General features: G+C 37.2%; 22 protein-coding genes. 3 read left to right on the top strand and 19 right to left on the bottom strand.

Features of this window, described 5'->3' with window-relative positions:
* Positions 1–9: 9 nt before the first annotated feature.
* The 12 genes from D7D53_RS07665 to D7D53_RS07720 form a co-directional block, all read right to left on the bottom strand.
* A complete protein-coding gene (locus D7D53_RS07665) occupies positions 10–309 on the bottom strand; it encodes a hypothetical protein (RefSeq protein WP_120770620.1) in 300 nt (99 codons plus the stop codon).
* A 107-nt stretch (positions 310–416) separates the two neighbouring features.
* Positions 417–983 carry a ribonuclease M5 gene (gene rnmV, locus D7D53_RS07670; RefSeq protein ID WP_120770621.1) on the bottom strand — a complete coding sequence of 189 codons (567 nt, stop codon included), beginning with the start codon at positions 981–983 and terminating at the stop codon, positions 417–419.
* Positions 983–1,759 carry a TatD family hydrolase gene (locus tag D7D53_RS07675; protein WP_120770622.1) on the bottom strand — a complete coding sequence of 259 codons (777 nt, stop codon included), beginning with the start codon at positions 1,757–1,759 and terminating at the stop codon, positions 983–985. The genes rnmV and D7D53_RS07675 overlap by 1 nt, the downstream gene beginning before the upstream one ends.
* A 133-nt stretch (positions 1,760–1,892) precedes the next feature.
* Positions 1,893–3,032, bottom strand: coding sequence for a tyrosine-type recombinase/integrase (locus tag D7D53_RS07680; protein ID WP_120770623.1), 1,140 nt, complete (start codon positions 3,030–3,032; stop codon positions 1,893–1,895).
* A gap of 62 nt (positions 3,033–3,094) precedes the next feature.
* Positions 3,095–3,304, bottom strand: coding sequence for a hypothetical protein (locus D7D53_RS07685; RefSeq protein WP_000526935.1), 210 nt, complete (start codon positions 3,302–3,304; stop codon positions 3,095–3,097).
* Between the two features lie 51 nt (positions 3,305–3,355).
* Entirely contained in the window at positions 3,356–4,207 is an 852-nt protein-coding gene (locus tag D7D53_RS07690) for a rolling circle replication-associated protein (protein ID WP_120770624.1), read from the bottom strand.
* 228 nt (positions 4,208–4,435) lie between these two features.
* Positions 4,436–5,002, bottom strand: coding sequence for a hypothetical protein (locus tag D7D53_RS07695; protein WP_120770625.1), 567 nt, complete (start codon positions 5,000–5,002; stop codon positions 4,436–4,438).
* 11 nt (positions 5,003–5,013) lie between these two features.
* Positions 5,014–5,379, bottom strand: a complete 366-nt coding sequence (locus tag D7D53_RS07700) for a hypothetical protein (RefSeq protein ID WP_120770626.1) — start codon at positions 5,377–5,379, stop codon at positions 5,014–5,016.
* Positions 5,380–5,499: 120 nt separating this feature from the next.
* The gene (locus D7D53_RS07705) at positions 5,500–5,931 is read right to left on the bottom strand and encodes a sigma-70 family RNA polymerase sigma factor (protein WP_245941791.1); all 432 of its coding nucleotides are present in this window, start codon (positions 5,929–5,931) and stop codon (positions 5,500–5,502) included.
* Positions 5,932–6,188: 257 nt separating this feature from the next.
* Positions 6,189–6,719 (bottom strand): hypothetical protein, encoded by a 531-nt coding sequence (locus D7D53_RS07710; protein ID WP_000096318.1) that lies wholly within the window; start codon positions 6,717–6,719, stop codon positions 6,189–6,191.
* Between the two features lie 3 nt (positions 6,720–6,722).
* Entirely contained in the window at positions 6,723–7,451 is a 729-nt protein-coding gene (locus tag D7D53_RS07715; protein WP_000006496.1) for a hypothetical protein, read from the bottom strand.
* A 16-nt stretch (positions 7,452–7,467) separates the two neighbouring features.
* Positions 7,468–7,863 carry a hypothetical protein gene (locus D7D53_RS07720; RefSeq protein WP_049509646.1) on the bottom strand — a complete coding sequence of 132 codons (396 nt, stop codon included), beginning with the start codon at positions 7,861–7,863 and terminating at the stop codon, positions 7,468–7,470.
* 146 nt (positions 7,864–8,009) lie between these two features.
* Here D7D53_RS07720 and D7D53_RS07725 point away from each other — a divergent pair, with 146 nt between their 5' ends.
* On the top strand, positions 8,010–8,342 hold the full coding sequence (locus D7D53_RS07725; RefSeq protein ID WP_120770628.1) for a helix-turn-helix domain-containing protein: 333 nt from the start codon (positions 8,010–8,012) through the stop codon (positions 8,340–8,342).
* 77 nt (positions 8,343–8,419) lie between these two features.
* Here D7D53_RS07725 and D7D53_RS07730 read toward each other — a convergent pair whose 3' ends face one another.
* The 6 genes from D7D53_RS07730 to D7D53_RS07765 all read right to left on the bottom strand — a co-directional run bounded on the left by D7D53_RS07730 (position 8,420) and on the right by D7D53_RS07765 (position 14,977).
* Complete coding sequence (locus D7D53_RS07730; RefSeq protein WP_120770629.1) at positions 8,420–9,604, bottom strand: hypothetical protein; 1,185 nt, start codon at positions 9,602–9,604, stop codon at positions 8,420–8,422.
* Positions 9,597–9,968, bottom strand: coding sequence for a hypothetical protein (locus D7D53_RS07735; RefSeq protein WP_120770630.1), 372 nt, complete (start codon positions 9,966–9,968; stop codon positions 9,597–9,599). The genes D7D53_RS07730 and D7D53_RS07735 overlap by 8 nt, the downstream gene beginning before the upstream one ends.
* Positions 9,969–10,924: 956 nt before the next feature.
* A complete protein-coding gene (locus D7D53_RS07750) occupies positions 10,925–12,889 on the bottom strand; it encodes a peptide ABC transporter substrate-binding protein (protein ID WP_120770631.1) in 1,965 nt (654 codons plus the stop codon).
* Between the two features lie 138 nt (positions 12,890–13,027).
* A complete protein-coding gene (gene rpmH / locus D7D53_RS07755; protein WP_000831905.1) occupies positions 13,028–13,162 on the bottom strand; it encodes a 50S ribosomal protein L34 in 135 nt (44 codons plus the stop codon).
* Between the two features lie 144 nt (positions 13,163–13,306).
* On the bottom strand, positions 13,307–14,521 hold the full coding sequence (locus D7D53_RS07760; RefSeq protein ID WP_120770632.1) for a pyridoxal phosphate-dependent aminotransferase: 1,215 nt from the start codon (positions 14,519–14,521) through the stop codon (positions 13,307–13,309).
* 156 nt (positions 14,522–14,677) lie between these two features.
* Positions 14,678–14,977 carry a hypothetical protein gene (locus D7D53_RS07765; RefSeq protein WP_120770873.1) on the bottom strand — a complete coding sequence of 100 codons (300 nt, stop codon included), beginning with the start codon at positions 14,975–14,977 and terminating at the stop codon, positions 14,678–14,680.
* A 164-nt stretch (positions 14,978–15,141) separates the two neighbouring features.
* On the opposite strand from D7D53_RS07765, the gene D7D53_RS07770 reads away from it, so the two are divergent.
* A complete protein-coding gene (locus D7D53_RS07770) occupies positions 15,142–15,594 on the top strand; it encodes a universal stress protein (protein WP_120770633.1) in 453 nt (150 codons plus the stop codon).
* A 34-nt stretch (positions 15,595–15,628) separates the two neighbouring features.
* On the opposite strand, the gene D7D53_RS07775 is transcribed toward D7D53_RS07770, so the two are convergent.
* Positions 15,629–17,017 (bottom strand): Cof-type HAD-IIB family hydrolase, encoded by a 1,389-nt coding sequence (locus D7D53_RS07775; protein WP_120770634.1) that lies wholly within the window; start codon positions 17,015–17,017, stop codon positions 15,629–15,631.
* Positions 17,018–17,082: 65 nt separating this feature from the next.
* Between D7D53_RS07775 and D7D53_RS07780 the strand changes: the two genes are divergently transcribed.
* Positions 17,083–18,045 carry an asparaginase gene (locus tag D7D53_RS07780; protein WP_020901970.1) on the top strand — a complete coding sequence of 321 codons (963 nt, stop codon included), beginning with the start codon at positions 17,083–17,085 and terminating at the stop codon, positions 18,043–18,045.
* The last annotated feature ends 53 nt before the right edge of the window (positions 18,046–18,098 follow it).

Below are 18,098 nucleotides of genomic sequence, written 5' to 3' on the forward strand. Positions count from 1 at the left end.
TTCTCTTTTCTAATCTATGCGACAATGTATCCAAACAAAATGACTCTCTCCTGAACTCTGGTACATCAGGTCTTTTAAATAGATATTTGGATTTGTCAATTCTTTTGTTTTTGTATAATAAGTGGCCACTGTTTTTCCACCATGTAGGAGGTGCCATTCTGCCCAGTCTAAATTAGGCAAATATCTGTCCTTTTGAAGAAAACTACAAAGCTCCTCAACTGTCATATCCTCCGGGATATCAAGATCCATCTGATGAGAGAAAACATCATCCCCCATGCAGATCGAATCTCTGTCAACTTGTATTTTCATTTCACTCTTTCCTTGTAAACATCTATTTAAATATTATCAAAGTGAAGCCACTGACATAAATCTACTTACTTCTATTGTAACACATTCCCCTTACATTTGGGGTCTGCTTAACTATTCTCATAAGATTTCATGGCTTCTTCTACTTCTGCCAAGGTAACCCCGAACAACTCTAAGCGTTTGAGGAGTTGCTTTCCGTTAGAATAGCCGATTCGGAGAGTCTCTCCCAGATATTCTCGTCGTTTACGGCTATCTGCCCCTGCTAGAAAACCAAGTCGAATCAAGTCGCTACGACCGATATCAAACTGACTCTCATGTTCAAATTGTTCTGTAACCTGAGCTAGAGCTGTTTTCAGGTCTTCATAGCTAGCATGTTCGATTCCCAGAGAACGCCCCTTGGTCTTGGACTTGGGAACAGCTTCATCTCGTTTGAGGAAGGCATGCTGAACTGTTGGAATGGCCGTCATAATCATGCGACGAATCCGCTCCCCATTAAAATCTGGGTCTGTAAAGACAATGACTCCATGGCGTTGGTGCAAGCGCTGAATACGCTCTATATCCTGATTATTAATGGCAGAACCTCGCGTTTCATAGGTCTCTACATCGAAGTAACGTTTGAGATTGGCCGTATCATCGCGGCCTTCTACCACGATAACTTGAGAAATTTTTTCCTTCATTACTTGCTGTCCAATCCAAAAATTCGTTCTGCATTTGCAGTTGTTACTGCCGCTAGCTCTTCTGCCGTCATGCCACGCAAATCTGCGATAAAGTCCACTACATAACGAGTGTAGGCTGTTTTGTTTTCACGACCCCGTTTAGGAACTGGAGCCAGGTAAGGCGCATCCGTCTCCACCAAAATCTTGTCCAAAGGTAACTCTTTAGCCGCTTCTTGTATATCAGTTGCCTTCTTGAAAGTCACCACTCCAGAAAAGGAAATAGTCATGCCCAGCTCGACAAACTTCTCTGCCCATTCAAGAGTCCCTGAGAAAGAATGCATGATGCCACCACGTGGACCAACCCCCTCGCTCTTGATAATCTCATAAGTATCTTCCAGCGCATCACGGGTATGAACAACAAAAGGCAAATCTAAGTCCTTAGATAGCTGAATTTGACGACGAAAAACCTGCTCCTGCACCTCTTTTGGCGCTGTCATCCAATGGTAGTCTAAGCCAATTTCACCTAGAGCCACAACCTTGGGATGTTTTAACTTATCCAACAAGTAAACCTCGACTTCCTCCGTGTAAGTCCCTGCTTCTGTAGGATGCCAACCAATAGTCGCGTAAAGTTGGTCATACTCATCCACCAACTCCAAAGCACGCTCAATCGTCGGTTTATCAAAACCAACAATATTCATCTGTGTCACACTCATCTCAGCAGCCAAGGCAATCTCTTCTGCCTCACGACCTGCAAATTCTTCTACATTTAAGTGTGTATGTGTATCAAAAATATCCATACTATATTTCCTTCTCTTTCCTCAATATTCCTTAACTACCAGAAGAAAAGAATTTCTTTCTTCTATACTTCCCTATATTTCCTCTAGTATCTATTCACTTTGGTTAGTACTTGGTTAGTTCTATGGTTAGCATCTACAGATGAATTTGATTAAGTTTCTCTCTCAATTCATCCTGTATATTTTTTGTTACATGACTATAGATCCTTAAAGTGATAGATTCATCTCTATGTCCAACTCGCTCCATAATAGCCTTTATGGGTATCCCTAGTTCAGCCAACAAACTAATATGAGAATGTCTAAGCATGTGAATATTATAGGATCTGTGCCCACCTAACACTACTTCACAAATATTTTTGATAAATCTATATAACAAAGGTTGTCTCATAATGTTACCTTGCTCAGTCACAAAGATGAACTCCTCATCAAAACAGTTACTACGAAAGTACTCGATAATTTCCAAGCAACGTTCACTTAGTACTATCGTCCTTACAGAACCTATTGTTTTCGTTGTCTGTAATATTCTCTCATCATATCCATGAGCAACATAATCTATAGTATGATCAATTGTTAAAAGATTCGCTTTGAAGTTTACATCTTGATAGCGAACCCCTATAAACTCTGCGAAACGAAGACCAGTTAAAAAGATAAATTCCATTGCCAAAGCATAACGCTTATCTTTATTGTGACTTTCACAATACGATAGAACCTGTCCTAGTTCCTCTCTACTAATGAAATTAGCCTTAGCTTTTTGCAACTTCTCGTAGTCCGCTTTCTGCTTCGGAATTACCACCCCTTTAACTGGTGAGTCAGAAATATATCCGACCTTTACAGCATAATCAAAGATACCATTCAAGTAAATTTTTCGATTTTTTCTTGTTGAATTTTGAACATTCAAATTCATTAGATATGTTTGAACTAGCTGAGTGGTGTAATCTGATATTCTCAAATTTCCTACTATTCCCATGAAAAGCTCTAAACTTTTCACCTCACTTCTATAACTAGAAGATTTTATCTCACTGGAACGAATAGTTTTCCATTCTTCCAATAGTTGACTGAAATTCATTTCTTCTAGTTGTTTCTTTTCAACTTCCTCTTTTGTAGGGGCGGTTAGAAGTTTTTCAATTTTTAGCGCTAAACGACGTTTTGCTTCTGCTTGAGAAACTCTAGATTTTGATTTTAGAGTCACAGAGACTTGTTTCCACTTTTCCTCTCGTTCATGATAGAATTTCTCATAATAACGGTATTTCCCATTATCCAATTCTTTAAAAAACATTTTTTCTCCTTGTACTTTTAAAGCAAAGGAAAGCTATGTAGCATAGCTTAATTATAACATAACTACATAGCTTCCTCATATTTCTTTTGTTTATACTGCAAAAATTCCTTATAGCCTTCAACATCTATATAGACTCTCTTATGAGAAGGCTTTAAAATGTATCCTTGGAATTTTTCATTTCGTCTCATCTCTGTTAGATCATTATTTAAGGTTTTTAGCGGAATATCAAATAATTCCGTAATCCCTCTCTTACTTTTATATATATTTCCCATAAAATTCTCCTATTTTGATATAATAGGGATGATAAAAGACAACTTCTTTTATTACCTACTTAGCTTGTCAGTTGCTCCGATAAAAGTATCTGACAGGCTTTTTAAGTTGTCATAAAACTCCGTAGTATATTCTTTCACACCATAAGGAGTTTCATGTTTTGTGGTCCGTGAAAATGTAGGAGGGCTGTTAATTTTATAAGTTTCTATAAGCTCACCCTTTGTTGTTGTAATTTCCAAAGGCTTTTTAATTCCTCTGCTAGTCCGATAAATTCTAATACCCTTGGGATACATGTATAGGCGCGCACCTTTTATAATTGCTTTGTTTTGTGAACCCTCATCACCTATCTGTAAATTAGATAAATAAGCAATCAAATAATTCCCAACCTTATCAGCTCTCTTTAACCTCTTGGTCTTTGTAAAACCTTTCCTCCACATCTTAGCAAGGTCATTGTTAGGAATTGTTAGTTCGGAATCGTTCTTTAATAACACATGCAAATGCCACCTTCCACTAGCTTGTGGTTCAATGACCGTAATATAATCAACATTTCCAAACTGATTACGAATGCGTCGAATGAACGCTTTGAAATCCATGTAAACTATAGCAGGATCGGTAACATGGTCTCGATAAGTCAACGTTATCCATAACTGGTTGATACCTCCCGTAAAATTATGAGCTACTAGACGGCGTAGTTTTTTCATAGTCTGTTTAGTAGACTTCAAATTATCGAGTCGTGTACTACTGGAAGTATCCATGTCATGAATTTCTCCCGTCTCCAGATTTACATAACGTTTTCCAGATATTACCTTGATAGTCTGCTCCTGTTGTCCATTCGCAGTTGTCATTTCTATCGTATCACCATACAAGTAGCTCTTAACAAGTTTAGTTGAATCTATTTTATACATATATATTTATACTTATCGTGCTTTTGTTTGACGCTTATCAAGTTAATAGCGTCAAAATTACGATGATTAAATTCAGATTTATTCCATGATTTATTGATAATAGGTTCCCTAAGACAATTGAGCTGATTGTGTCGGCGCGGCGAAAAAAGTTCGACCGCACCGCCCCAACCAGTCTAATCTATCTTAGCCTATTATCAACAACTTTCACGGCATAAAGAATTTAACCATCTAAGACCACGGATGTTTCAATTTGAACAACGCCCCTTTAATCGTTCGTTTATCTGATTCATTACATATGATGAATACTAGATAGCGCAACCCATTCTTTACATATAGATCAGCGAGACCATGAAGAGCATATTTGTGCAAATAAAAGATCCAAGTATCCTTTATTCGTAATAGAACGTCTGAATCTATCTCTCCAAAAATTTGAAACCGAAAAACTACACACCTAGCTCCAAATTCTCGAATCCCATGGTTGCCCATTGTACATATAGGAACTCTTTCATCTGCTACGTGCACTCTCTGTATTGACTTACTCCCATCAGCTTGATCAACTTTCTTATCTTCGTAAATTGGAACTAGTGTATATGCGAACTGATTTTCCTGAATATTTTCTTTCACTAATTCTAACAATACATTTTGCGTAGAAGCTAGAAATCTATTCCAGTTTTTTTGATTTTCTTCTATCTGGACTTTCCTCTGGTACTCCTGAAGTTTTCTACTACAAAGACGATAAACTTCCTTAATACCTTTATAAAGCTTCATAGGTATTTCTTCGATGATTGATGGCATATTTGCCTCCTTTAAAGTTCGACAACTTCAATGACTTTTGCAGTCAAACTAAGCTGATTACGGTACTCTCCGTATACAACTGCCTTCTCAATGTCTACAATTTCTATAGCTGTGAGCATCGGTTGAAACGAGTCAAAATCCTTCATCGATGCAAACGGCACTTTTACAGTAAGTTGCTCTCCAATGTTGTTTTTTTCGTTTGGATAGTCACTTTCATCAGAATAGATGAGTACTCCCACTTTTACTCCTTTTTCAGTCTCTGAACCAGTCTCATTTCTTTCTATCCACCTTGTAGCCGAAATAAAGCGTAACTCTTTTTGAGCAAGGAATAACGAAGCATTGAACTCTGTAAAATGTGATAAATTTTTAAGTGCCATAATTAAAACCTTCTTTCTAGCTAGACTTAAAAGCAAATCGTCTACTTTTAATCAAATAAACACTGTGACGATTACAGATAACAACATTTAAAATTACCTCCTCAAGTATAAGGAGAAATTTCAGCAAAATTCGGAGGATATTATGAATTTTTTTATTCTCTCTATAATACGCTCATACTGTCTTTTGACAGTTTTGTCACTAAGTCCAACTTCTTTTGCAAGACTCGAGTACGATCTACCTTCAACCACTCCAAACAGAATTTCTCTGTCTTTGTCACTCAACAAACTCTCAATAGCATCATTTATAATAGCAATTTCTTCTTTTTTAATTAAGAGAGACAATGGGTCATTATAATCTGCTATCGTATCTAATAAAGAACCTTTATCAATAGAACTACTGTCTAAACTACACAGACCGTGCGATCTATCTTTTCTACATAAATTCTCATAAGACTGATTTAATAAGTTTTCTACCTTATCCCAATCACCAGATAATTTAGCTTTTTTAATTGCTTCTTCTCTACGTTGTTCTACTTTTGTTAAATCTACCATATGTTGGTACCTCCTGCTGGGGTTTACCAACACTACCCAAAGGGGCTCCATAGCCTCTCGTCAGTGGAAACTTACCTTATGTGATTTTAAAAAGAACATAGTAAGATGCATAAAAAAATAGCAGTTATACAAAATCGTATAACTGCTATGCATTTTAATCACTATATATATCATAAAAAATTCATAATCATTCACCAATTTATGGACTTTCACATATCACTGACTGGTTAACTTACACATGAATATATTATATTCAATCACTGAAAAACATTCTCACTATCGAGCACTAATTCTGAATAAAAAACATCAGGTGTTTGTTTAATAATTTTTAAATGATTTGTTCTTTGTGACTGTGTAAATTTAATTTGTATTCCATGTTTACTATTATAATTAACAAAGTGTGTTTCTGAATTCTCTGCTAAACATTCTAACGTACTTAACTCAGCCATGATTATTCTGATTTTTCTTTTTTCCTCTTGACTATCAACAAATACAAATGAAACTGCTGGGATCATCCCTAGCATGTTAGCTGTATCTTTCAATTTGTTTATGTTGTTCCTATCAAAATCAAACGATTTACTTTCTGTGTCTGGAAAATTCCTTCCCTTTACAGAAATAGCTAATCTTTTCGAATCTCCTCTCCTCCTGACTGCAACAACATCAGCACCGACGTGATCAATAAGAGCAACTGACCAATTATTTAATCCTAAAATATACATTACCAAAGATTCTGAAAAATCACCGAATTGTTTTGGGAAACGAAGATCTCTTTCATCTAAACTACTCATAATTTACCTCGACTCTAACTCCCAGTCCGAGAATGGTTTAGCAATTTTTTTATAAATAGATGCTCCTGAAATACTATCTTTAATATGATGGAAAAATAAAGAAATCACTCCATTTTCACCATAATAAGTAAATTGATCCTTTTTTAAACGAATATAGATAGTTGGGTGTCTTTTCTCATCATAATCTATAGTTATGTTTTGGATATTTTCGAATGAAAATTTTTGAATTTGCGACAATTCAGCGTTCTCTTTTCCAAAATTATGAATGAACGAGATAATAAATTTAGATTCACAAACCGTAATCGAACATACTCTCCCATGAAAATCCGTAAATAATTCAAAATCCTTAAATTCAAATTCTTGAATTATATTATTTCGTAAGTACCATTTTATAATAGCTCTCTCATACTTATTACGAATCTTTAGAGGAGCTTCATTTTTATTTTCTTTAGCTATCATCCAATCAATAAATGTAATATTTTGATCATATGTTCCTTTAGGAAAAGCTGATATGAACTTATGTAAGTCATCTTTTTTTACTGGATTATATTTAATATCTGTGTTTGCTACTGAATAGCCTTGAAGAATTGCCGATACTCGACCACCATCTGAACTCCCATAGTATTCTTCCGTAATTCGTCCTCCACTTACACCATTATAATATCGAAATAAAACTTCTACACGTTCATCATTATTTGTTTGTAAAAAAACATTCAACAAGGCAAAACTCATATTATTTACTTACTTTCTACTTTTTAACTTTCCACATTGTAACACCATTTTTATAATTATATTCTGCTTTATACCCAGCAGCTTTTATTAATGTTATAGTTCTTTTACATATTGTTTCTACATCTTTTCCAGTATTAAAATAAAGCCAAGTAGGTAATTTATCATATAAAGGCGTATCTCTGAAATATCTAGATTGATAAAAACTATAAAAACTAGCATTAAATACATTTCTAGAGAAAAATTTAGTTCTTCCATCATAGTTATAACTCATTAACTTTTCTGTTCTTTTAAACTCCTCTATAGCATACTTTTTAAAAGCCCTATATAATTGTTCTTTTTGACTGGTACTCATAACTTTAGTTTTATGGTAAACACTATACGATTTTGCAGTTGCAGCAGAATATACTAACATAAGACCACACTCCTTTTGTATTGTTTTTTATCTATTTTAACACAAAATTGTACAGTTTGCTATCCAATATCTTATTTTTGGATAGTTAATTGTACTTAAAAAATCATATAAAGGATAGTAGAATAGTATAAAAGAGGAAATTACGGATGGAAGCTAATCAATTACAAAAATACATAGCAGAGCGTATACGAGAATGTAGAAAAGAACAGAATCTTAGCCAAGAACAATTATCCAATCAAGCCGGGTTAGGTGTTAAAGCAATACAAAACATCGAGAATATGAAATACGATTTTAAAATACGCACACTTGAAAAGGTTCTTACAGCTTTAGGTATGACCGTAGAAGACTTCTTTAATTTCCCGCTTTCAAATAATTCCGTCCCTATAACTACATTGATCGATAACATCTCAGATTTATCACACACAAAAAAATCTAAAATCATTTCTTTGTTCAATGAAATTGTCAAAAACATAGATTAAAAGAGGAACTCTCAATGAATTCCTCTTTTTGTATGCTACTTTAACCTTCTTTTGATTAGTTTTTTACTTTATAGATACTAACTATTCTGATTAAAATTTAAAATTTCATATTTTTCAGAAATTACATTTCTATTTTTATCCAAAAAAGTTTGCTTTATCCACCTTCCTCGTATTTCACTTGACACCGAAATGGTTCTATTCATTCTCTTAATTTCCCTAAATAATTCACTTGAAAACTTTGCCTTTACTATGCCAGATAAAGTTTTTATAGAGACATTATTTCGAGCATTGGATGCACTAGACACTATTCCTTCAAAATAGAATTCTTCTGAAAATACTTCCGCATCATCTTGCTTTTGAACTAGAGAATTTAAGTCTTGAATAAATTTATCACTTTGTTCATTAACAATAATAGTGGATAGCTTTTTCTTGTCCTTTTCCAAAGTTACAGTAAGGCCGTTTTCTTTTATGACATTATAAAATTCAACGAAAGATTTTACTATTTTATTATTCTCAAAAATTACATCTGAGTAGACATCCGACGCCTCTTTGTAATTTATAGATTCTGTAAAAACAATAAAGTCATCAAAATAAAGTTCAAATTCATCCTCAAAAAGAGTAACCTCTTCCGGACGAACTATTTCAAAATTTATATTGAATGAACCGGGGGTAAATGGTGTTAGTACAAGTTTCCCATTAGTAAATATATTATGTTCCTTTAAAAATACTTTTGATCCCTCTATAAAATTTTCCATCAAATTTATCGCTTTAGCAACGACATCTAAATCTGCTGAGTGTGAATTATAAGAATCAACTAGCTTTATTGTCAGTTGTTTATTATTTAAAATATCTGAAAATGTTGTGGTATATTCACTACATAGCATATTAAAACTTTTTCCACTAATCAAATCCCGCTCAAATTTTGAATCGTCCTCAGGGAAATATTCACTCGCATTAATGTTATTCTCTAATTCGAAAATTTTAACACCATATTTAACAAAGATATTATTATTTTCTCTTTTTAGAATGGAAAAGTCATCTTCTAAATAAAACTCTTGAAGAAGTGTATTCGTAGAAATATCAGAAAATAGAGTTTTCAAATTCTTAATAGAAAGAGGTTTTACAAAAAATGTATCAAAATCAATTGCATATACAAAATAATATTTATCATCGATCTTCTTAGTAATAAATGACAATGGAATATCATAGTAATCAAAAATATAAAGATATTCTACTGATTCAAAATCCAAAATACTACTCATTTTCTAAACCTCCTTCCTGAGCATCAAGAAAATTCACATCCTGAAACTCCCACAAATTTAAATGTTCTCCTTCTAACAGTCCCACACCATGACTAGGTAAAATATTTATCAACACAGCAACTTTATCTTTAAATTTAGGATAACGTTTTTTTAGTTTTTCAATTGCTTGCTCTGATGCAAAAAACGATAAAGCTTTGGCCTCACATAATTTTGGGGGCGGAAAATTCAAACCTAAATCTACGTGGGTTTTAAAATCATCTTTTTCAGGAACCTCACTATTACATATTCTATAAAACGAACCTTCCATCTCTTTTGCTTCAGATGGCGGACAAGCATCTGGATAATCTTCACCATACTTCAACATATAATTCCCCTTCAAATTAAAACCAACTATTATTATTTTACTCTATGCAAAGTAAGTTTTCAAGTATCTACAAATATTATAGTGAAATAAAAAGAGAGATTTATCTCCCTCTTCGTTATGCTACTTTAACTTTCCTTTGGTTAGTTTTATGGTTAATTTATGCCTTAATAATGTCATGAGTCCTTAAACTGTACTCCAAACACTCTAAGTATGTGTATCAAAAATCATCTCTTCTAACCTCGTTTTCTATCTACTATTATAGCAAAAAAACTGACCTCTCTCCTCATCTGAAAAAAATATTCTAAAACCCATTATCATCTCTTGATGCTATTTTCCCCAAAGCAGTATAATAGCTCTTTTTAAAATTCTCATTAAAGGAAATAACCATGTTTACAAAATTAAAACAGACTTTTATCGATTGATCTCTCAAGTCCTTAACTGAATGCGAGAGGAGACAGCTGGGAAAAATGCAGGCATTTGCCATCTTGTCAAGCGACGCTCTGTCTTCTATTGCCAATGGACCTGAGCAAGTAGTCCTCATCCCCAGTTTATTATTAGTAAAGCTTGGCAACATATTCTACACAATCAGATGAGTCTCAAACTCAAATATGCCCTCCGTTGGCACCAAGACGTCGTTGTCGCTAGCTATTCCTATCACTTAAAAGAATAAAGAAAAGGCCCTACCAGAAGCAAGAAGCTCTGGTAAGGCCTTTTTCTGAATCCAGCCACTATGCTTATACTCAATGAAAATCAAAGAGCAAACTAGGAAGCTAGCCGCAGGCTGCTCAAAGCACTGCTTTGAGGTTGTAGATGAAACTGACGAAGTCAGCTCAAAACACTGTTTTGAGGTTGCAGATAGAACTGACGAAGTCAGTAACATACCTACGGTAAGGCAACGCTGACGTGGTTTGAAGAGATTTTCGAAGAGTATTAACTGAAAAGCATGACTAGGAATACTATTGAATATGGTTAGCTAAATCTTCCTGAGCTTTTTTATTTGACTCAGCTTTTTCTTTTAGCCATTTTTCATAAAGCTCTTGGTACTGTTTAGCAGTTACTGGTTCTTTTTGCAGTTCAACATATTTATAGTTGTCTGCATTTCCCTTATGACCAACGAATGAGAATGGACCTGTAAACGGTACAGTCTTACGGAAGATTGGGTTAGCTCCACCACTTTGAACTGGTAGGAAGAGGGCGCTATCTGTCAACCAAGCCTGGGCTTCAGCATATTTTTCATAGCGAGCTTGAGTATCTGTGATTTCCGCATCAGCCTGATCCAAGAGTTTCTTGTAGTCAGCAAGACCAATCTTGTCCTTGACTTCCTTGTCTTTTCCTTCAGACAAGCCCATGTTTTTCAACTGAGAACCTGTCTCTGGATCAAGGATGGCTAGGTAAGTCTTCGGATCTGAGTAATCTCCACCCCATCCTGAGATGTCAATATCGTAGTCTTTTTGTTCTGCTGTATCTGCAAAGTAGGTTGCCTGGTCTTTTTCATCCGGAGATAGTTGGATAACATCGATAACCACATTATCCTTACCAAGGGTTTCTTCCACTGTTTGTTTGAAAGATCCGGCCTGTTGCACATCTAATTTAGCAGTCTGGTCAACTGGCATATCCAAATGAATTGGGAAGGTTACTCCCTGTGCTTGCAGACTTTCTTTGGCCTTGGCAAACTTCTCTTTGGCCTTGTCAGGGTTCAAGAAGGCTTGCTTACCATCGTTTAGGTTAATATTTGTCCAATCTTTACCGTAGTTGACAATTTTTTCATTGACAATGTCACCGAAGTTCTTATCGCCAACTTGGACAAAGTTACTTGGTGTAATCGTATTACGCAAGATACGGTCTGCTCCATCTTCACCATTTGTCTGTGCTGCATAAGCATGACGGTCAAAGGCAAAGTTGATAGCCTGACGGAAATCCTTATTTTGCATAGCTGCGCGTGAATCTGTCTTTTCCTTATCAGACTGTTTCATAGTCTGCTTGTAGCTTTGACGATTCACGTTGAAAAGATAATAGAAAGTAACTGAGTTTTGCGGTGTGTAGGTAATCTTGTCCTCATTCCCCTTCTTGAGTTCAGCAAAGACTGAACTTGTTGGGAAGATACGACCATCTGTATAGTTACCATCCAAGAAACCTCTAGCAATGCTGTCTTGGTCAGAACCGTCAAAGAAAGAGAGTTTCACTTTCTCGATTTTAACATTATCCTTATCCCAGTAATTAGGGTTTTTATCAAATTCAATCAAAGATTTTGATGTGAAGGATTTAAACAAGTAAGGACCATTTGACAAAATACTTGATGGTGTCACACTTCCAAAGTCATCTCCCTGAGACTTCAAGAAGGCTTCATTTACAGGACTAAGGATACTTGCTGTTGTTTTAGAGTTCCAATAAGTCTCAGGTTGGTTGAGGGTGTATTGTAGTGTGTAATCATCCACCGCCTTAACACCAACAGTTCCAAAATCAGATGATTTCCCTTCAACATAATCTGCTAGCCCCTTGATAGAGTCTTGTACCAAGTACAAGTTTTCAGCTTTTTTATCAGCCGCATACTTAAGTCCTGTCACAAAGTCATGAGCGGTTACGTCCGCATACTCTTCTCCTTCAGAAGTGTACCATTTAGCTCCCTGACGGATCTTATAAGTGTAAGTCAAGCCATCTTTTGACACTGTCCATGACTCAGCCATAGATGGGATGAGATTGCCATACTGGTCATTTTCCAACAAACCATCAATCAAGTTGGTTGTGATACTAGATGTAGAATCTCGTGTAGAGGTAATATAATCCAAGGTATCAGGGTTGCTGACAAAGATATAAGAGTATGTCTTGTCTGCATTGCTTGATTGGGATGACCCGCATGCCGCTAGAGCTAGACCTGCTGTCAAAGCCATAGCTCCAAAAAGCATAACTTTTGATTTCTTCATGATTATTCTCCATTTTTTACAGTATGTGAAATATTATACACTATTTGAGCAAAAATATAAAGCCTTTTTGAACTTTTTTACAAAAATAAAAATCAGTAGACTCGAGTTCCTACTGATTTTTGATATAGTTCGTTTGGATTATGCAGCCAAAACTTTGCGTCCTTTACGACGACGAGCTGCCAATACGCGACGACCGTTTTTAGTTGACATACGGTTACGGAATCCGTGTTTGCGCGCACGACGAAGTTTACTTGGTTGATAAGTACGTTTCACGATGAATACCTCCTCATAGATTTTGTATTCGTTTAGCCGGCTATAAAGTGATCAGTTACTAAACATACTTTACTATTCTATCTGATTCTTTCACTTTTGTCAATAGCTCAAGGCAAATGTTTCCAGCTTTTTCGAATGTAAGCCCTATCTACGATACTGTTTCAAGAATCGAGTCATCTTTTCTTGGATTTGGGCCAGTTCATCGACACGAGGAAGGTAAACAATACGGAAGTGGTCCGGTTCCTGCCAGTTAAAGCCTCGACCATGAACCAAGAGAACCTTTTCCTGCTTCAAGAAATCAAGGACAAACTGTTCATCATCATCGATACGGTACATATTGCGGTCGATTTTAGGGAAGATATAGAGTCCAGCTTTAGGTTTAACCGCAGACAAACCTGGGATATCTTGAATGGCATTGTAGATGAAGTTTCTTTGCTCGTAAATTCGTCCACCAGGAAGGAGCAATTCATCGACTGATTGGTGACCACCCAAGGAAGTTTGTACGACTTGTTGAGCCAAAACGTTAGAGCAAAGGCGCATATTAGACAGCATATTGAGACCTTCGATATAGCCTTTAACATGTGTCTTAGGTCCAGACAAGACCATCCAACCCACACGGAAACCAGCGATACGATGCGATTTAGACAGACCATTCATGCTGACACAGAAAACATCTGGTGCCAAGCTCGCCACAGGCGTATGCACATGTCCATCCATTATCATGCGGTCGTAAATTTCATCCGCAAAGATAATCAAATCGTTTTGACGGGCAATCTCAATAATCTCCAACAAGAGTTCCTTAGGATAAAGGGCTCCAGTTGGATTATTTGGATTGATAAGGACGATTGCCTTGGTATTGGAAGTGATTTTTGACTTGATATCGTCAATATCTGGATACCATTCTGCAGCTTCATCACAGATATAGTGAACGGCATTTCCCCCAGCTAGGCTGACAGCTGCTGTCCAGAGAGGATAATCTGGCATTGGCACTAAGACTTCATCCCCGTTGTCCAAAAGCCCCTGCATGGACATGACAATCAGTTCACTAACACCATTTCCAAGGTAAATATCATCAATATCTACGTTTGGGAATTTCTTCAATTGGCAATACTGCATGATGGCCTTACGGGCTGAGAAAATCCCTTTGGAATCAGAGTAACCTTCACTGTCACGCGCATTCATAATCAAGTCATGAATGACCTCGTCTGGCGCTGTAAAACCAAATTCTGCTGGATTTCCTGTATTCAGACGTAAAATCTTTTCTCCGTTTGCTCGCATCCGCATGGCTTCTTCCAAAACAGGACCACGGATATCATAAGCAACATGCTCTAACTTACTAGATTTGTTATATTCTTTCATCTTGTTTCCTCAATTCATCGAGATAGTAACATTATACCACTAGAAAGGGATTGCGACAAGTTTACTGAAATGTGTTATTAAAATCCCACAGAAGAAAAACCTCACTAAGAGCGAGGCCAAGACAGGGGAGATAGCAGGTATTTTGCGAAAGTCACATCACATACCAAAAGATAAACCTAGAAAAAGCAGGCCTAAAAAGGAGTCATAAAGAAGATTGAACATGAGGAAAAGTCCCCATATCATCAAGTAATCCCAACGCCCACTTCGTTTAGCGACTAGGAATAATACCAAATGATAGAGTAAATGAAAGACTAAAAAGCCAACAAAACCTGGATAGAGAAGCGGAATTAGCTTCTCTAATTGCCAGACCATGATAACTTCTAGCAAGACTGAAACTAGGATGATTTCATAATAAAGGAAATTTGATTTTTTTGCTTCTTGAAAAGAGTGATTCATCATTCTCCCTCCCTTCACTTCTTTCCTGCTATCCTTTCTTTTATTTTATCATATATTTATATAGATTTTAAGCGCTAATATTCTTTTGAAAAATACTTTTTTTACTTTACTTCTATAGTGAAAAGGTTTACAATTATAGTAAGAAAATTTCAGGAGGTTTCATTATGGCACAACGTTACCAAAATATCATGGTCGCAATCGATGGTTCTAAAGAAGCGGACTTGGCTTTTGTCAAGGGAGTTCATTCTGCTCTACGAAACGACGCTAAACTCACCATCGCACATGTCATTGACACACGCGCTCTCCAAAGCGTATCCACCTTTGATGCTGAAGTTTACGAAGAACTCCAAGTTGACGCTGAAAGTCTGATGAAAGAGTACGAAAAACGTGCTAAAGATGCTGGTGTGGTAGATGTTCACATCGTCATTGAAATGGGAAATCCAAAGACCCTACTAGCGCGTACCATTCCCGATGCTGAAGAAGTGGACCTCATTCTCGTTGGTGCCACTGGTCTCAACGCCTTTGAACGCCTTTTGGTCGGTTCTTCATCTGAATACATCCTCCGCCATGCTAAGGTTGATTTGCTGGTTGTGAGAGAACAAGAAAAAACCTTATAGTCACGAAGAAAAGGAGCCCAGAGCTCCTTTTTGTTTACGATTTATTTCTCTCTTTATGACGTTCATAAGCCTTGAGTTGGCGCTGCAGTTCCTTTTTAATAGCAGGTTCTGGAGCATATTTTTCTTCCCAATCATCTGGCTTTAAGATTTTATGGGTAACTGGATCAAAATGAGCCTTGCCATCTGGAAAAATTTTACCCATATTAGCCTGATGGACAATATCAAAAATACGTTCTGGGTCCACTCCCATCAAGACAAAACTACCATAAGTGAAGTAAAGTGTGTCAATCAAGGCATCCACCTGCCCTATCAAATCTTGCTGAGCAGGCGTCTTCTTAGCCACTTTATCTGCTGCCTTATCAAGAGCCTGATGAAGTTGCGATAGAGCCTGATCAAAGTCCTCTTCAGAGGGACTGGCTGCTCGAACAAACTCCACCAATTCTTCTATTTTAAAGCCAGCCCTGTGGGTTGCACCTTCTAAATCCCAAGCTCGAGGTTCTTCTTGGGTTCGCTCATCCATCATGTGGTGGAAGGTCTTGACCTTATTGAAATGATAGTCACGGCTGACAAAGACTTTTTCTGAGGCCAGAACACCAAAATGTTCCAAGGCCTTGTGGATTCCGTCTTGCTGATTGCTGGTGGTAATGTGCTTAGCAACTTCCTTAACACTGCTACTACCATTTCCCATAGCGACCGACATACCGACACCCGCCAGCATTTCTAGGTCGTTATCTGAGTCACCAAAGGCCATCACTTGGTTGAGATCAAAACCATATTCTTTCCCAACTCGGCGAATACCTTCCAACTTAGAGATTCCTTGATTGATGACATCCGCTGCAAATGGATTGCTACGTGTTAATTTCAAGTCTTCAAAATCAGCTGCCGCCTTCTCAGATTCTTCTGGCGTCATCAGCATCAAAACTTGGTAGATAGGCTGATTCATCAGGTGAAGCAGGTCTTCTTCCTTTTGGGGAACAACCTTGCTGACCATACGATTAAAGGAATGACTCACCGTCCGAGTTAAAACAGAGGGAATGAAGCGACTGATTCGTTGAGAAAAAGAACCCAAACCAAAGGACATGATTTTAGAACCCAACATGGCATCCTTGGTCCCTAGGGCAATCTCCTTGCCCTCTTTTTTAGCATAGGTAATTAGCTGGCGCAAATGTAACTTGGAAATAGGACTCGTGAACAAGACCCTGTCTTTATTAAAGATATACTGGCCATTATAGGTTACTGCGAAATCTAGATCTAAATCGTCCATCAATTCCTTAACAAAAAAAGGTCCTCGCCCTGTCGCTACACCGACAAGCACCCCTTGCTCTTTGACAATCTTAATCGCGTCCTTAGTGGATTTCAAAACACTCTTGCGATCGTTGACCAAGGTTCCATCGATATCAAAAAAAACAGCTTTGACTTCCATCCTATCCCAATCTCCCCTTTTGTGATACAATGATTATACCACATTTCAGAAAGAGTGAGTAAATCATGCCTAAGAAAATCCTTGTTTTACATACAGGTGGGACTATTTCCATGCAGGCCGATGCCTCTGGCGCTGTTGTGACGAGTTCAGATAATCCCATGAATCATGTGTCCAACCCACTTGAAGGAATCCAAGTCCACGCCTTAGATTTTTTTAATCTGCCAAGTCCCCATATCAAACCCAAGCATATGCTGGCCCTCTACCAGAAAATTGAAGAGGAAGCTGCTAACTACGATGGAGTGGTGATCACACACGGGACCGATACTCTAGAGGAAACAGCCTATTTCCTTGATACCATGGAAGTTCCCCATATGCCTATCGTTCTAACAGGGGCCATGCGCAGCTCTAACGAACTCGGTAGTGACGGTGTTTATAATTATCTGAGTGCTTTGCGGGTAGCTAGCGATGACAAGGCTGCTGACAAAGGAGTTTTGGTTGTTATGAACGATGAAATCCACGCTGCCAAGTATGTCACCAAAACACATACGACCAACGTCAGCACCTTCCAGACTCCAACACACGGGCCACTTGGCCTCATCATGAAACAGGAAATCCTCTACTTCAAAACAGCTGAACCTCGTGTTCGCTTTAACCTTGATCACATACAAGGATTGGTACCTATCATCTCGGCTTATGCTGGTATGACAGATGAGCTGATTGATATGCTGGATTTGGAACAATTGGACGGTTTAATTATCCAAGCCTTCGGAGCTGGTAATATTCCCAAAGAAACAGCTCAAAAATTAGAAAGCCTTCTACAAAAAGGAATCCCAGTCGCCCTGGTTTCACGATGCTTTAACGGTATCGCGGAACCTGTTTATGCCTACCAAGGTGGGGGCGTGCAGTTAAGAAAATCTGGTGTTTTCTTTGTTAAAGAACTCAACGCCCAGAAAGCCCGCTTAAAACTCCTCATCGCTCTCAATGCCGGACTAAAAGGGCAAGCTTTGAAAGACTATATGGAAGGCTAAGCCTCTTCTCCAGAAAGCAAAATCAGGAAATCTTCACGATTCCCTGATTTTTT

The organism is Streptococcus gwangjuense (genome assembly GCF_003627155.1).
GTDB lineage: Bacteria > Bacillota > Bacilli > Lactobacillales > Streptococcaceae > Streptococcus > Streptococcus gwangjuensis.

Excerpts from the sequence above, each read along its gene's own strand:
- D7D53_RS07665 (WP_120770620.1), bottom strand. The coding sequence starts at position 309 with ATGAAAATACAAGTTGACAGAGATTCGATCTGCATGGGGGATGATGTT.
- rnmV (WP_120770621.1), bottom strand. The coding sequence starts at position 983 with ATGAAGGAAAAAATTTCTCAAGTTATCGTGGTAGAAGGCCGCGATGAT.
- D7D53_RS07675 (WP_120770622.1), bottom strand. The coding sequence starts at position 1,759 with ATGGATATTTTTGATACACATACACACTTAAATGTAGAAGAATTTGCA.
- D7D53_RS07680 (WP_120770623.1), bottom strand. The coding sequence starts at position 3,032 with ATGTTTTTTAAAGAATTGGATAATGGGAAATACCGTTATTATGAGAAA.
- D7D53_RS07685 (WP_000526935.1), bottom strand. The coding sequence starts at position 3,304 with ATGGGAAATATATATAAAAGTAAGAGAGGGATTACGGAATTATTTGAT.
- D7D53_RS07690 (WP_120770624.1), bottom strand. The coding sequence starts at position 4,207 with ATGTATAAAATAGATTCAACTAAACTTGTTAAGAGCTACTTGTATGGT.
- D7D53_RS07695 (WP_120770625.1), bottom strand. The coding sequence starts at position 5,002 with ATGCCATCAATCATCGAAGAAATACCTATGAAGCTTTATAAAGGTATT.
- D7D53_RS07700 (WP_120770626.1), bottom strand. The coding sequence starts at position 5,379 with ATGGCACTTAAAAATTTATCACATTTTACAGAGTTCAATGCTTCGTTA.
- D7D53_RS07705 (WP_245941791.1), bottom strand. The coding sequence starts at position 5,931 with ATGGTAGATTTAACAAAAGTAGAACAACGTAGAGAAGAAGCAATTAAA.
- D7D53_RS07710 (WP_000096318.1), bottom strand. The coding sequence starts at position 6,719 with ATGAGTAGTTTAGATGAAAGAGATCTTCGTTTCCCAAAACAATTCGGT.
- D7D53_RS07715 (WP_000006496.1), bottom strand. The coding sequence starts at position 7,451 with ATGAGTTTTGCCTTGTTGAATGTTTTTTTACAAACAAATAATGATGAA.
- D7D53_RS07720 (WP_049509646.1), bottom strand. The coding sequence starts at position 7,863 with ATGTTAGTATATTCTGCTGCAACTGCAAAATCGTATAGTGTTTACCAT.
- D7D53_RS07725 (WP_120770628.1), top strand. The coding sequence starts at position 8,010 with ATGGAAGCTAATCAATTACAAAAATACATAGCAGAGCGTATACGAGAA.
- D7D53_RS07730 (WP_120770629.1), bottom strand. The coding sequence starts at position 9,604 with ATGAGTAGTATTTTGGATTTTGAATCAGTAGAATATCTTTATATTTTT.
- D7D53_RS07735 (WP_120770630.1), bottom strand. The coding sequence starts at position 9,968 with ATGTTGAAGTATGGTGAAGATTATCCAGATGCTTGTCCGCCATCTGAA.
- D7D53_RS07750 (WP_120770631.1), bottom strand. The coding sequence starts at position 12,889 with ATGAAGAAATCAAAAGTTATGCTTTTTGGAGCTATGGCTTTGACAGCA.
- D7D53_RS07760 (WP_120770632.1), bottom strand. The coding sequence starts at position 14,521 with ATGAAAGAATATAACAAATCTAGTAAGTTAGAGCATGTTGCTTATGAT.
- D7D53_RS07765 (WP_120770873.1), bottom strand. The coding sequence starts at position 14,977 with ATGAATCACTCTTTTCAAGAAGCAAAAAAATCAAATTTCCTTTATTAT.
- D7D53_RS07770 (WP_120770633.1), top strand. The coding sequence starts at position 15,142 with ATGGCACAACGTTACCAAAATATCATGGTCGCAATCGATGGTTCTAAA.
- D7D53_RS07775 (WP_120770634.1), bottom strand. The coding sequence starts at position 17,017 with ATGGAAGTCAAAGCTGTTTTTTTTGATATCGATGGAACCTTGGTCAAC.
- D7D53_RS07780 (WP_020901970.1), top strand. The coding sequence starts at position 17,083 with ATGCCTAAGAAAATCCTTGTTTTACATACAGGTGGGACTATTTCCATG.